The sequence below is a fragment of the Microbacterium sp. NPDC076768 genome, assembly GCF_040687205.1.
Taxonomy (GTDB): domain Bacteria; phylum Actinomycetota; class Actinomycetes; order Actinomycetales; family Microbacteriaceae; genus Microbacterium.
Window position 1 is genome coordinate 1 of the sequence record NZ_JBFBMU010000002.1, and the last position, 13,166, is coordinate 13,166.

Below are 13,166 nucleotides of genomic sequence, written 5' to 3' on the forward strand. Positions count from 1 at the left end.
GGTTACATTCCGAACCCGGAAGCTAAGCCTCACAGCGCCGATGGTACTGCAGGGGGGACCCTGTGGGAGAGTAGGACACCGCCGAACTTCTTTTAAACAAAATGGCCACCCAATGTTGGGTGGCCATTTTGCGTTAACACGTCGCTATCGCACAACCCACGTAGGTGTCGGCACGGTTCATCGCTTCACACGAGCTTCGAGAGCGTGGGCGCATGCGCGCACCGCTGTGGCTAACGCCTCTTCATCGAGGTTATGGTCAGCCCAGGTGACTGCGACCGCAGCGATCGGCCAACCGGCGTGGTCCCGGACCGCGGCACCTACGCTGCGGAGCCCGTCTTCGATCATGCTGTCTTCGGTGGCGTAACCGCGCGCCCTCACCTCTCGAAGCAGCTCTCGGAGCTCTCGCGGAGTCTGAGGGCCGTTTGCCTGTCGGTCCGAGAAGGCGGAAGCATCGGGGTAGAGCGCGCGTACCTGCTCACCGGGAAGTGCCGCCAACATGGCTCGCCCTGACGCTGTCAGGTGCGCTGGTAGACGCACACCCACATCAGTAACCAACGCGGGCCGGCGTGGAGCGCGCTCTTCTACGATGTAGAGCACATCCCCGCCACTCATGACAGCCAGATGAGCGCTCTCTCCGAGCTGGTCAGACAGTGCGGCGACCAGTGGTCGTCCGCGGCGGGCGAGCGGCTGTTGTCTGGTGTATCCACCCGCGAGTTCGAACGCTGATGTGCCGAGGCCCCAACGTCTTTCTTCACGGAGATGAAGTACGTAGCCGTGCGCCGAAAGGGTAGTGAGCAGGTGGTACACCGTGGATCGCGGGAGCGTCAGGTCTCGTGCAATCGCGGAGGCTGCAACCGGGGTAGGGCGTCCAGCGAGATAGGTCAAGATCCTCAGGGTTTGATCGGCGGCAGGGACTACGGCGCCAGGGGCCACTGTGGCAGGGACGGCTGCGGCGTTGTCGTTGTCTGGGATCACAGACAGAGCATCCCACAATGCCGTGGTGGGGCGCATGGTTCAGGTGTGAAATCGACTCATGAGCGTTCCTCCCTCCATATCTGTCGGTCAGCTACCGCTGACACCCGCCGAGGTCGTCGCTGTTGCACGCCACGGTCGGCCAGTGGTGGTCGACCCAGCGGCTGTGACCAGGGTCGCCGAGACGCGCAGGGTCGTTGATGCTCTTGCGGCAGACCCGCACCCGCATTACGGCGTCTCGACAGGGTTCGGCGCACTCGCCACGACGTTCATTGCGCCCGATCGGCGGCTGCAGTTGCAAGCGAGTTTGATCAGGTCTCACGCCGCAGGCACGGGGGCTGAGGTCGAGAAGGAAGTGGTGCGCGGCCTCCAGCTCCTGCGTTTGCAGACGCTCGCCTCTGGGCGTACTGGTGTGCGGCCGGTCGTGGTGGAGACGTATGCGGCGATGCTCAATGCCGGTCTCACCCCCGTGGTTCGCGAGTATGGCTCTCTGGGCTGTTCGGGGGATCTGGCGCCGCTGGCGCACGTCGCTCTCGCCGCTACAGGCGAAGGCGAGGTGCGCGACAGGGCCGGAAATTTGCTGCCGGCAGCCATCGCCCTCGCGGGGGAGCGGATTGAACCGCTGACGCTGGTGGAGAAAGAGGGGCTCGCGCTCATCAACGGCACTGACGGCATGCTGTCTATGTTGCTGTTGGCGATGCACGACATTGAGATGCTGCTTGTGACCGCCGACGTCGCGGCTGCGATGTCGGTGGAGTCTCAGTTCGGCACGGACGCCGTGTTCGCCGAAGACCTCATGGCGCTGCGGCCACAGGGCGGGCAGTCCACGTCTGCGTCGAATCTGCGCGGATTGTTGCGCAATTCCCCGATAGTGGCGAGTCATAAAGGGCCAGACGATGGCCGTGTACAGGACGCGTACTCACTTCGCTGTTCGCCGCAGGTGCACGGCACCGCACGGGACACTCTCGCTCACGCGGCGATGATTGCGGATCGCGAGCTTGCCAGCGTCATCGACAACCCGGTGATCACCCTGGATGGACGTATCGAATCGAACGGGAACTTTCACGGTGCCCCTGTCGCTGCTGTTCTCGATTTTCTGGCGATCTCGGTCGCGGACGTTGCCTCGATATCTGAGCGCCGAACGGATCGGGCGTTGGATCCGTCGCGCAGTCGCGGTCTTCCGCCGTTCCTGGCAGATGAGGTTGGGGTCGACTCTGGGCTCATGATCGCGCAGTACGCGGCGGCCGGGATCGTCTCCGAGCTCAAGCGCCTGGCTGTGCCAGCTTCGGTGGATTCGATTCCATCGTCGGCGATGCAAGAGGATCATGTATCCATGGGCTGGGCTGCTGCCCGCAAGCTGCGTCGCGCTGTCGACGGGCTTGGCCGGGTGCTGGCTATCGAGGTACTCACCGCTGCGCGTGCGCTCGACCTGCGGTCGCCGCTGCAGCCGGGACCCGCGACAGGGGCGGTCCGTGATTTGGTGCGAAGTGTGGTGCCTGGACCGGGCCCCGACCGCTTTCTCTCGCCGGAACTGGAAGCCGTCACCGCACTCGTTCAGTCGGGCGACATAGCCCGCATTGCAAAGGAGCATCTTGATGACTGAAGAAACCACAGCAGGACACCGTGTCGTTCGCGCGGAGCGAGGAAGCCACCGCACAGCGAAAAGCTGGGGTGCTGAAGCCGCTAAACGCATGCTGATGAACAACCTCGATCCAGAGGTCGCCGAACATCCAGAAGACCTTGTGGTCTACGGGGGCACAGGCAAAGCTGCGCGCAGCTGGGAAGCGTATGACGCCATCGTCCGCACACTCGACGAGCTGGAACCGGATGAAACACTGCTGGTGCAGTCCGGTAAACCCGTTGGCGTCTTTCGCACGCATGAGTGGGCCCCTCGAGTTCTGATCGCCAACTCCAACCTGGTGGGGGATTGGGCCAACTGGCCGGAGTTTCGCAGACTCGAGGCGCTCGGCCTCACCATGTACGGGCAGATGACAGCCGGCTCGTGGATCTATATAGGCACGCAGGGCATTTTGCAGGGGACGTACGAGACGTTCGCCGCCGTGGCACGTTCGCTGGGTCGCGATTCGTTGCGCGGCACCCTCACCCTCACCGGTGGGGCAGGAGGAATGGGCGGCGCACAGCCGCTCGCCGTCACTCTGAACGAAGGCACAGTACTGATCGTCGATGTCGATGAGTCGCGCTTGGCGAGGCGCGTGGCGCACGGTTATCTCGACGAGTACACGACGTCCCTCGACGATGCGGTCGACAGGGTGGTGGCCGCCCGCGATTCAGGCGAAGCGCTCTCGGTGGGAGTCGTCGGTAATGCCGCTGCGGTGTTCCCCGAGCTTCAGCGACGGGGCTTGCCGATTGACATCGTGACTGACCAGACCAGCGCGCACGATCCGCTGGCCTACCTTCCTGTCGGCATCAGCATCACAGATTGGAAGAGCGAAGCCGAGCGCGACGCCGAGGAGTTCACACGACGCGCTCGCGCGTCGATGGCTGCGCAGGTCGAAGCAATGGTGGCGTTCCAGGATGCCGGCGCCGCGGTATTCGACTACGGCAACTCGCTCAGGGCTGAAGCGCAGTTGGGAGGCTACGACAGGGCCTTCGAATTTCCCGGATTCGTACCCGCCTACATTCGCCCGCAGTTCGAGGAGGGGCGTGGGCCGTTCCGCTGGGCCGCGCTTTCGGGCGACCCAGAAGACATCTACAAAACAGACCGCGCGATTGCCGAACTCTTTCCCGAAGACGCAGCCCTGCATCGGTGGCTGGAGAAAGCGAAAGAGAAAGTGCAGTTCGAGGGTCTCCCCGCTCGCATTTGCTGGCTCGGGTACAAAGAACGCCATCTCGCCGGTCTCAAATTCAACGAGATGGTGGCTTCGGGTGAGCTTTCTGCACCAATCGTGATTGGGCGCGACCATCTTGACGCTGGCTCCGTTGCCTCCCCTTACCGTGAGACAGAAGCGATGCAAGACGGGTCCGATGCCATCGCCGACTGGCCGCTTCTCAACGCGCTGCTGAACACGGCCTCTGGTGCATCTTGGGTGTCGTTGCATCACGGAGGCGGGGTGGGCATCGGGCGCTCCTTGCATGCCGGACAGGTGTCGGTTGCCGATGGGAGCACGCTCGCGGCAGAGAAGCTCGAGCGCGTGTTGACCAACGATCCGGGAACAGGGGTGATGCGACATGTGGACGCCGGGTACGAGCGCGCTCGCGACGTTGCACGCGAGCGCGGCCTCCATATTCCGATGCTCTGACCCGCACCGGCATCAGCCCTCTCCGAAAGGATCCAGATGCGCACCCTGATCACTCATATTGCCGAGTTGACGACCAATGTCTCCGAGCAGGGAGATCTATGCGGAACCCGCTATGACGCGGCCGTGCTGATTGACGGCGACCGGATCGCCTGGGTGGGGGATGCGAAGGACGCACCCTCGGTAAATGCGGCTGGGGATGCGACGGTGGATGCCAGCGGGCGCGCGGTTATCCCCGGATTCGTGGACAGCCACAGCCACATTGTGTTTGGTGGAGATCGCGCGACCGAGTTCGAAGCGCGCATGGCGGGACAGAAGTATGCGGCAGGCGGCATCCGGTCGACCGTCGCTGCCACGCGCGCCGCGAGCGACGACGAACTACGCGCACGATTGCGGGCACTGCAGGAGGAAATGCGTGCGCAAGGCACGACCACGGTAGAGATCAAAAGCGGTTATGGACTCACCGTGGTTGACGAAGAGCGCCTGGTGCGCCTGGCCTCTGAAGTGACATCCGAGGTGACTTTTCTCGGTGCACACGTTGTGCCCGCCGAGTACGAGGGGCGAGCAGAGGAGTACGTCGATCTGGTTGTCGGGCCGATGCTCGACGCGTGCGCCCCGCACTCCCGTTGGATCGACGTGTTCTGTGAGACAGGTGCCTTTACGGTGGCACAGTCGAAGCGGGTGCTGGAGGCTGGCGTGGCGCACGGGCTGCTCCCTCGAGTGCATGCCAGCCAACTGGGCCCGGGGGAGGGCGTACGCCTGGCAGTGGAGTTGGGGGCCGCCTCGATCGACCACGGCACCTACCTGACAGAGGCTGACGTGGCCGCACTCGCTGGCTCGGACACCGTACTGACTCTGCTGCCCGGCGTGGAGTTCTCGACGCGGCAGCCCTACCCGGATGCACGGCGTCTGATCGATGCCGGAGTGCGCGTCGCGCTCGCTTGCGATACCAATCCAGGGTCAAGCTTCACCTCGTCGATGCCGTTCTGCATCGCGGTGGCAGTACGCGATATGGGGATGACTCCTGCCGAAGCCGTCTGGGCCGCCACCGCCGGCGGGGCGGCAGCGCTACGGCGAGACGACATCGGTGTCATCGCGCCGGGTGCCAGGGCAGATCTGTTGCTGCTGGAGGCTCCCACCCGCATCCACCTCGCCTATCGACCAGGCGTTCCGCTGGTGCGGACGGTGTGGAAAGACGGCAGCGTCTCTTAGATGTGCGTGATTTAGGCAGATGTGCGTGATTTAGGTGATGTCGCGGGCGGCGAGACCCGTGAGCAATTCGAGGACGCACAGGGCGGCGAGCCGCACGGTACGGCCATCCTCGACGTCGGCGGTCGCGTCGACTTCGGCGAGGTCGGCGCTGGCGACACGTGAGTCCGTCGCCACAGCCCTGGTCAGTGCGCGCAGCTCCCAGGCCTGGAGCCCGCCAGGCACGCTTGCAGGGCAGCCAGGGGCGACAGCCCGGTCGCACACGTCGACGTCGATGTCGAGGTGGATGCGTGGATCTGCGCCCGCTCCCGCAATCTCGACCGCCTCGGCGACCACGTCGGTGATGCCTCGTCGACGTACCTCATCGAGTGTGATCACCCGGATGCCCCACGCGGCTGCGCGCTGGGCGTAGGCGACCGAGTTCGCGAAGTCTGCGATGCCGATCTGCACGATGCGCGTGGGGTCGATGGGAGCGGTGGGAAGCGAAGTGGCGGCGGGGCGGTCCTCGACGAGCCGTCGCACTGGCGTGCCGTTGGAAACGCCGTCTCGGAGGTCGAAGTGCGCGTCGAAAGTGATGAGCCCTGTTGCCTCAGCGCCGAGCGCCACAGGGTACGTAAGGGAGTTGTCGCCACCGAGCGCGATCACGAGGTCTGCCGCGTAGGCGAGTTCTCGTACGCGGGAGATGACGGCTGCTTCGCCATCGTCGCCGTCTGGGTCGGTCACATCACCGGCGTCGGCGATGTCGAGGATCTCGTTCAGGTCTGCGGCGGGCGGCCCCATCACCGTCGCGCCGTAGCGCGGCAGTGCTTCGCGGATGGCGGTCGGCGTGGCATGTGCCCCTGTCGGTGAGAGCGAAGTGCGCCAGGTCGGCACTCCGAGCAACACGGCATCTGCCATGCCGCTGAAGGCCGGCCACGATCCGGCGCGCGGCCACAGTGGATCAGAAGCCAGCGGATCAGAAGACAGGGGATCAGAAGAGAGTGCCATCTCAGACTCCTGGAATCAGTGCGTGGGCGACAGTAAAGATGACGAGACCGGCCAGGGCTCCGACGAAGGTGCCGTTCAGGCGGATGTACTGCAGGTCCCGGCCGACCATGAGCTCGATTTTCTCTGTGGTTTCCACAGGATCCCAGCGTTCGACGGTGTCCGTGATGATCGACGCGATGTCATGGCGATACCGATCAACTAGGAAGACCGTCGCATCTGATACCCAGGTGTCTACGCGATGTTGCAGGGCAGCATCCGTCGTCAGACGCTCACCTACCTCTTCCAGTGCCTCGACGGCACGGCGGCGCAGGCCGCTCTCTGGGTCAGCGAGGGCTGCGAGAAGCCCGTTCTTGGCGGTGTTCCATGCCTCGGCGGCGAGGGCCCCCACTCGTGGGCTGTCAAACAACGAGGCTTTGGCGTTTTCGAGTTTCGCACGAGTGTCTGGGTCATTCTGCAGGCTGTCTGCGAGACGTCCGAGGTAGCCATCAATGGCGAGCCGAGCCGGATGCTGCGGGTCGGCCTGCACAGCCCGAACGAACTTGATCGCCTCGTGATAGACGGTGTCGTCGACAAGGCGGTGGGCGAGTTTGGGAACCCAGCCGGGGAGACGTCGCGAGACCAGCCCCGTGAACGATTCTGCGTTCGTTTCCAGCCAACGCTCGATACTGTCTGCCGCGAGATCGACGGCTCCATGATGGGCATCCGCTTCGACGATCTTCTCTAACCAGGCACCCGCAGGGGGCCCCCATTCAGGGGAGACCAGGTGCTCGCGGGCGAGGTCGGTGATGAGGTCGCGGACATCGTCGTCGCTGAGCGCATTCAGAATGGCGGTCGCGATAGTTGCGCCCTCTGCGCTTACCCGCTCGGCGTGCGGAGTCTCACGCAACCATTCCCCTGCACGCTGGGCGATATGCGTGCTTGCGAGTTTGGTGCGGACAACATCGCCCTCAAGAAAGTTGGTTTCGACGAACTCGCCCAGCGTGCGCCCGATCTCATCTTTGCGGCTGGGGATGATCGCCGTGTGCGGGATAGGCAGCCCGAGGGGGCGGCGAAAGAGCGCCGTCACCGCAAACCAGTCCGCGAGCGCGCCGACCATGCCGCCCTCGGCGGCAGCACGTACATAGCTGAGCCAACCGATGCGCTCTTGGAAAGCGAACGCAAAGACGAAGACGACGGCCATGAAGATCAATGCGCCTAGCGCGACCGCCTTCATGCGTCGCAGCGCGCGAAATCGGTCTTGATCGGCTGGCGAGAGCTGCGTTAGGGGTGTTCGCGGCATGACGTCATCCTTTCACGGAGCTTGGGTGACTGCGTTGGTTGATGGCAGGTACTCTCAAGACGTGATCGAAGACATCAAGAAGCGTGCTCTGCACCGCACCAGCATCCTTGAGGGACAGATGCGCGGCGTCGCGCGGATGATCGAGAACGAGGAGTACTGCATAGACATCATCACGCAGTCGCGCGCGATTCAGCGCTCACTCGAATCCTTGAACCGGCTGTTGCTGGAAAACCACCTCCGCACGCACGTCACCGAGATGTTTGACGATGGCGGTGACGAGCGTGAGAAGGCGGTGAAGGAGCTGCTGAAAGCGTTTGACTTCGACTCGAAGTAGCTCCGCACCGGCCACTCGTGGTGACTACTCCTCGGTGTTGCCACCGGACAGCGCATACTCCTCTTCGGGGGAGAGCACGAGGCGGTGGCGGAAGAAGAGTCCGAAGCCGAGCAGAATGATGGCGTAGACGATCGCGATCGCGATGATGGCGGGGCCGAACGTCGGGTTCAACAGGAATCCGACGAAGATCAGCGCGGCGATCACGAGGGCGATTGCGGCACCTGGCACACCCCACGGACTGCGGTATGGGCGGTTGGCGTTGGGGTACTTCTTGCGCAACACCATGAAGGAAACGAGCTGAAGACCGTAGGCCAACACCGCTCCCCAGACGGCGATGTTCAGCACGATGGCGCCGGCAACTGTTCCGGCTCCTTCGGCATCAACGACCGTGAGTAGGTCGAGGGATACGAGGGCGACGAAACCGATGGCTGCACCGACGACGAGGGCAACCCAGGGCGTCTGGCGCTTGCCGGTGAGGGAGAGAAACCGCGGGTAGTACCCCGCGCGAGACAGCGAATACATGTTGCGTCCGTACGCGAACATGATTCCCTGCAGTGATGCGAGCAGCCCGATGAGGGCGAACAGTGCGAGAACGGCGGCGAGCTGGTCGCCGACGATCGCACGGAAACCATCAAGCAACGGCTCTCCTGCCTTGCCGGTGGCTTCGGCGCCGATCACTCCGGTGTTCAGGAACAAGACCAGGAGGCCGGTGACGATGAGTGTGCCGCGTGCCCAGAATCCTGCCTTCGGGATGTCTCTCGTGGGATTGTGCGACTCTTCTGCGGCCAGCGGCAACTCTTCGATTCCCAGGAAGAACCACATGGCGAAAGGAAGGGCGAACAGGATCGGCAGTACGCCGTGCGGCAAGAATTCTGTCTGGCCTTCATCGGGAACGATGTCCCAGAGTGCGTCCCAGCTGAAGGCGCCGGAGAACGCGGCCATCAGCGAGAACACGAGGATGATGCCGATGGAGATGATCGACACGATGATCGCGAATCGGAACGAGATCGCTGCGCCTGCGGAGTTCAGCGCGATGAAGACGACGTAGAGGATCAAGTACCACAGCCACCCGGGGAGCTCGAGCCCCAGGAGCTCACTGGTGATGCCGTTTGCATACGATGCCGAGAAGTACACGATCACCGCAGTGGTGGCGACGTACTCGATTGTCTCTGCTGCGCCAGTGACGAGGCCGCCCCACGGACCCATTGCCGACCGGGCGAAGGAGTACGCACCGCCGGTGTGCGGCATCATGGCGGCCATTTCGCCGATCGCGAAGATCATGCCGTAGTACATGACGACGAGGATGGCGAAGGCGATCAGCATGCCGCCGAAGCCAGCGAAGTCGATACCAAAGTTCCAGCCAGAGAAGTCACCGGAGATCACCGCGGCGACGGCGAGTCCCCAGAGTCCCCATACGCCAGCCGACCTCTTCAGTGTGCGCTTCTCGAAGTACTCACTTCCGGCCCGCGTATAGGTCGCCCCAGCGACCTTGCGTGACTCGTTTTTTGACTCAGACATCCGCTCTCCGTTCGCATGCGTGCAGGCGCCGGGTGCACCTTGCGGATGATTGTGACAGCCAAATGGTGGTTTCGTCTACCTTTAGACGTCGACTTGATCTACTCTGAGGGCGAAGCAGCTCGGACGATCGCTTCACTGCATACATGACGGGAGACAAAGATGTCGGGGAACTTGAGCATCGAGCAGTTGGATGCCGGCATTGCCGCCGGCGAGATCGACACGGTGGTCGTGGCGTTCGCCGATGCCCAAGGGCGCCTGACAGGTAAACGGGTATCTGCGCGACTTTTCCAAGAAGACATCCTGCATCACGGCGCGGAGGCGTGCGACTACCTGCTGTCAGTGGATGTGGATATGAACACGCGCGATGGCTATGCAATGTCGAGCTGGGAGCGGGGCTACGGCGACATGGTGCTGCGCCCAGATGTGGAGACGCTTCGCCGCATTCCCTGGCTGGAGGGATCGGCGCTCGTGTTCGCCGACCTCGTGTGGCAGTCGGGTGAGCCGGTGGGGCCATCGCCGCGCGCGATTCTTGACCGCCAGCGCGACCGTCTCGCGGAACGCGGGTGGACGGCATTCTCTGGCACTGAGCTGGAATTCATCGTGTTCGACAACACCTACCGCGACGCGTGGGCACGCAAGTATGACGGGCTCACGCCAGCGACCGACTACAACGTCGATTACAACCTCCTCGCTTCCACTCGGGTGGAGCCGCTTCTGCGCGAGATCCGAAACGGCATGGATGGTGCAGGGCTCTACTGCGAGGGGGTGAAGGGCGAATGCAACCTGGGTCAGCAAGAAATCGCCTTCCGATACGCGGAGGCCAGGGAGACGGCTGATCAGCATGTGCTTTATAAGAACGGTGCGAAAGAGATCGCGGAGCGGCATGGGAAGTCGCTGACTTTCATGGCGAAATTCAACGAGCGCGAGGGCAACAGCTGCCACATCCATTTGTCGCTGCGTGAAGCGGACGGTACGCCGGTGATGGCCGGCGACGGGGAACACGGTTTCAGTCCGGTAATGGAGCACTGGATTGCGGGGATCCTCGCCACCCTGCGGGAGTTCACACTGCTCTATGCGCCCACTATCAACTCGTACAAACGCTTCGCGAAAGGCAGCTTTGCCCCCACAGGGGTGGCGTGGGGCGTCGACAACCGCACCTGCGCGCTGCGTGTGATCGGGGCAGGGGCTGGCTTGCGCGTGGAGAATCGGGTACCGGGCGGCGACGTGAATCCGTACCTTGCAACGGCCGCAATCATCGCGGGCGGTTTGTACGGGATTGAGCACGAACTGCCGTTGCCTGACCGGCTGACGGGCAACGCATACGAAGACGCGGTCGAACACCTGCCAACGACGCTGCGGGAGGCTGCGCAACTGTTCAGCGAGTCAAAGATCGCGCGCGCTGCCTTCGGAGACGACGTGGTCGAGCACTACCTGAACCAAGCGCGCATCGAAGTGCAAGAATACGACGCCGCTGTGACGGACTGGGAGCGCATCCGTGGTTTCGAACGACTCTGAGCCGACGCCACTGGTGGGCGTCTCGACCTATCTCGAGCGTGCGCAGCAGGGAGTGTGGGATGTGCGGGCCGCGTTTCTGCCCGAGCAGTATCTCGCAGGAGTGACAGGTTCCGGAGGAATCGCGTTGTTGCTACCGCCGCAAGATCCGGAGGCGGCCGATGCAGCTATCTCTGGCATGGACGGACTCATCCTGACAGGCGGTGCCGATGTGGCCCCCGAGCTTTATGGCGAGCAACGGCACCCGTCCACTGACCCTGCGCGGCGCGATCGTGATGCGTGGGAACTGGCGCTGTTTCGTGCAGCAGAGCGACGCCACATGCCGGTGCTTGCGATCTGCAGAGGGCTGCAACTGGTAAACGTGGCACGAGGGGGCACTCTCCAACAGCACCTACCCGACTCGCTTGGCACCGAGCGTTACCGCCTCGGCGGGGGAGTGTTCGCCGAGAACGCGATCACCATTTCTGACGACACCGTGCTGTCGGAGATTCTGGGGGCGGGCGAAACCCATGTGCACAGCTATCACCATCAGGGCATAGGCAGGCTCGGAAAAGGGCTGGTCGTCGCCGCCCGCTCCGACGATGGGCTCGTGCAGGCGTTCGTTGACGCGTCAACACCGCACATCGTTGGCATCCAGTGGCACCCAGAAGAAAACGCCGATGATCGGCGTCTCTTCGAAAATCTCGTCTCAGAGGCTCGTGCGTTTGCTGCACGACGGAAGGAGGACGCCAGATGAGCGCGTTCACAGTGATCAACCCCGCCACCGGAAGCGCAATTCGGGAAGTTGCCAGAGCCGATGTCGGCGAAACCGATGCCGCGATTGCCAGAGCCGTCGCCGCACAACGCCGCTGGGCGGCTCTCGCTCCGGTGGCGCGCGCAGACGCGCTTCGGTCCTTTGCGCGCGCCGTGGAAGGAGCAGTAGAGGAACTAGCTCAACTCGAAGTGCTCAACTCAGGGCACCCCATCGGGTCCGCGCGGTGGGAAGCAGCGCACGTGGCGCAAGTGCTCAACTACTACTCCGCCGATCCGGAACGACTGTCTGGCCGGCAGATTCCCGTCGCAGGTGGTCTGGACGTGACCTTCCATGATCCGTACGGCGTGGTCGGGGTGATCGTGCCGTGGAACTTCCCGATGACAATCGCGTCGTGGGCGTTCGCGCCGGCGCTCGCCGCGGGGAACGCCGTCGTCTTGAAACCCGCAGAGTTGACGCCACTCACAGCTATTCGCCTGGGGGAACTGGCGCTGGAGGCAGGGCTGCCGGAGGGGCTTTTCGAGGTTGTCACCGGTTCGGGGTCCGTCGTCGGGCAACGGCTTGTGGAACACCCGGACGTGCGCAAGGTGGTTTTCACCGGTTCCACAGAAGTGGGTATCGAGGTGGCAGCGGGCTGCGCGAGGGCGCTCAAGCCTGTGACGCTCGAACTGGGCGGAAAGAGCGCCAACATCGTCTTCGCCGACGCCGATCTCGAACGGGCAGCTGCGGGGGTGCCTGGATCGGTGTTCGACAACGCGGGCCAGGACTGTTGTGCCAGGAGCCGTCTGCTTGTGCAGCGTTCGGTGTATGACCGCTTTCTCGAGATGCTGGAACCCCAGGTGGCCGCCTGGAAGGTGGGGGATCCCGCTGCAACCGAAACCGAGATGGGCCCCCTCATCTCGGCGAGCCACCGCGACAACGTCGCTTCGTTCCTCGAGGGGGCTGACGTCGCCTTCCGCGGCAGCGCTCCGCAGGGTGACGGCTTTTGGTTCGCTCCCACAGTCGTGCTGGCGAATCCTTCCGACCGCATCGCCCAACAAGAGGTCTTCGGCCCCGTGCTTGCGGTGATGCCGTTTGATGACGAAGCTGATGCCATTCGCATGGCGAACGACACCGCATATGGACTTGCTGGGTCGGTGTGGACCGAGAGTCTCGGACGCGCGGTGCGCGTGACAAGAGGGGTGCAGGCCGGAGTGCTCTCGGTCAACTCGCACGCCTCGGTGCGCTATTCGACCCCCTTCGGCGGCATGAAAGCCTCGGGGCTCGGGCGTGAGCTCGGTCCGGACGCCGCAGAACATTTCACGGAAACCAAGAACGTCTTTTTCGCGACCGATGAACTCTAATCGT

General features: G+C 63.6%; 11 protein-coding genes and 1 rRNA gene. 8 read left to right on the forward strand and 4 right to left on the reverse strand.

Going from position 1 to position 13,166, the window contains the following annotated elements; all coding sequences use genetic code 11:
• A 5S ribosomal RNA gene (gene rrf, locus AB0O87_RS06480) occupies window positions 1-87 on the forward strand; the annotation flags it as partial.
• A gap of 90 nt (window positions 88-177) precedes the next feature.
• On the opposite strand, the gene AB0O87_RS06485 is transcribed toward rrf, so the two are convergent.
• Entirely contained in the window at window positions 178-1,011 is an 834-nt protein-coding gene (locus AB0O87_RS06485; protein ID WP_363512987.1) for an IclR family transcriptional regulator, read from the reverse strand.
• A gap of 22 nt (window positions 1,012-1,033) precedes the next feature.
• Here AB0O87_RS06485 and hutH point away from each other — a divergent pair, with 22 nt between their 5' ends.
• From hutH to hutI, 3 genes are read left to right on the forward strand one after another with little or no spacing between them, the layout of a single operon-like run.
• On the forward strand, window positions 1,034-2,575 hold the full coding sequence (gene hutH / locus AB0O87_RS06490; protein ID WP_363512990.1) for a histidine ammonia-lyase: 1,542 nt from the start codon (window positions 1,034-1,036) through the stop codon (window positions 2,573-2,575).
• Window positions 2,568-4,232: a urocanate hydratase gene (gene hutU, locus AB0O87_RS06495; protein WP_363512993.1), complete on the forward strand. Its 1,665-nt coding sequence runs from the start codon at window positions 2,568-2,570 to the stop codon at window positions 4,230-4,232. Before hutH ends, hutU begins: the two co-directional genes overlap by 8 nt.
• 36 nt (window positions 4,233-4,268) lie before the next feature.
• Window positions 4,269-5,441, forward strand: a complete 1,173-nt coding sequence (gene hutI / locus AB0O87_RS06500) for an imidazolonepropionase (RefSeq protein ID WP_363513001.1) — start codon at window positions 4,269-4,271, stop codon at window positions 5,439-5,441.
• 30 nt (window positions 5,442-5,471) lie between these two features.
• On the opposite strand, the gene AB0O87_RS06505 is transcribed toward hutI, so the two are convergent.
• Entirely contained in the window at window positions 5,472-6,425 is a 954-nt protein-coding gene (locus AB0O87_RS06505) for an agmatinase family protein (protein ID WP_363513004.1), read from the reverse strand.
• Between the two features lies 1 nt (window position 6,426).
• The gene (locus AB0O87_RS06510; RefSeq protein ID WP_363513007.1) at window positions 6,427-7,704 is read right to left on the reverse strand and encodes a DUF445 domain-containing protein; all 1,278 of its coding nucleotides are present in this window, start codon (window positions 7,702-7,704) and stop codon (window positions 6,427-6,429) included.
• Between AB0O87_RS06510 and AB0O87_RS06515 the strand changes: the two genes are divergently transcribed.
• The gene (locus tag AB0O87_RS06515) at window positions 7,703-8,038 is read left to right on the forward strand and encodes a metal-sensitive transcriptional regulator (RefSeq protein WP_363513010.1); all 336 of its coding nucleotides are present in this window, start codon (window positions 7,703-7,705) and stop codon (window positions 8,036-8,038) included. The genes AB0O87_RS06510 and AB0O87_RS06515 overlap by 2 nt on opposite strands.
• A gap of 24 nt (window positions 8,039-8,062) precedes the next feature.
• Here the strand turns inward: AB0O87_RS06515 and AB0O87_RS06520 are convergent, their stop codons facing one another.
• Window positions 8,063-9,556, reverse strand: coding sequence for an amino acid permease (locus tag AB0O87_RS06520; RefSeq protein WP_363513013.1), 1,494 nt, complete (start codon window positions 9,554-9,556; stop codon window positions 8,063-8,065).
• A gap of 159 nt (window positions 9,557-9,715) precedes the next feature.
• Between AB0O87_RS06520 and AB0O87_RS06525 the strand changes: the two genes are divergently transcribed.
• Genes AB0O87_RS06525 through AB0O87_RS06535 form a run of 3 tightly spaced genes read left to right on the forward strand, consistent with a single transcriptional unit; the run spans window position 9,716 to window position 13,162 of the window.
• Window positions 9,716-11,071 (forward strand): glutamine synthetase family protein, encoded by a 1,356-nt coding sequence (locus AB0O87_RS06525; RefSeq protein WP_363513016.1) that lies wholly within the window; start codon window positions 9,716-9,718, stop codon window positions 11,069-11,071.
• Window positions 11,052-11,804, forward strand: a complete 753-nt coding sequence (locus AB0O87_RS06530; RefSeq protein ID WP_363513019.1) for a gamma-glutamyl-gamma-aminobutyrate hydrolase family protein — start codon at window positions 11,052-11,054, stop codon at window positions 11,802-11,804. Before AB0O87_RS06525 ends, AB0O87_RS06530 begins: the two co-directional genes overlap by 20 nt.
• The gene (locus AB0O87_RS06535; RefSeq protein WP_363513022.1) at window positions 11,801-13,162 is read left to right on the forward strand and encodes an aldehyde dehydrogenase family protein; all 1,362 of its coding nucleotides are present in this window, start codon (window positions 11,801-11,803) and stop codon (window positions 13,160-13,162) included. Before AB0O87_RS06530 ends, AB0O87_RS06535 begins: the two co-directional genes overlap by 4 nt.
• Window positions 13,163-13,166 lie beyond the last annotated feature (4 nt).

Bases quoted from the DNA above. Each gene is read 5' to 3' on its own strand.
- AB0O87_RS06485 (WP_363512987.1), bottom strand. From the start codon at position 1,011: ATGCGCCCCACCACGGCATTGTGGGATGCTCTGTCTGTGATCCCAGAC.
- hutH (WP_363512990.1), top strand. From the start codon at position 1,034: ATGAGCGTTCCTCCCTCCATATCTGTCGGTCAGCTACCGCTGACACCC.
- hutU (WP_363512993.1), top strand. From the start codon at position 2,568: ATGACTGAAGAAACCACAGCAGGACACCGTGTCGTTCGCGCGGAGCGA.
- hutI (WP_363513001.1), top strand. From the start codon at position 4,269: ATGCGCACCCTGATCACTCATATTGCCGAGTTGACGACCAATGTCTCC.
- AB0O87_RS06505 (WP_363513004.1), bottom strand. From the start codon at position 6,425: ATGGCACTCTCTTCTGATCCCCTGTCTTCTGATCCGCTGGCTTCTGAT.
- AB0O87_RS06515 (WP_363513010.1), top strand. From the start codon at position 7,703: ATGACGTCATCCTTTCACGGAGCTTGGGTGACTGCGTTGGTTGATGGC.
- AB0O87_RS06510 (WP_363513007.1), bottom strand. From the start codon at position 7,704: ATGCCGCGAACACCCCTAACGCAGCTCTCGCCAGCCGATCAAGACCGA.
- AB0O87_RS06520 (WP_363513013.1), bottom strand. From the start codon at position 9,556: ATGTCTGAGTCAAAAAACGAGTCACGCAAGGTCGCTGGGGCGACCTAT.
- AB0O87_RS06525 (WP_363513016.1), top strand. From the start codon at position 9,716: ATGTCGGGGAACTTGAGCATCGAGCAGTTGGATGCCGGCATTGCCGCC.
- AB0O87_RS06535 (WP_363513022.1), top strand. From the start codon at position 11,801: ATGAGCGCGTTCACAGTGATCAACCCCGCCACCGGAAGCGCAATTCGG.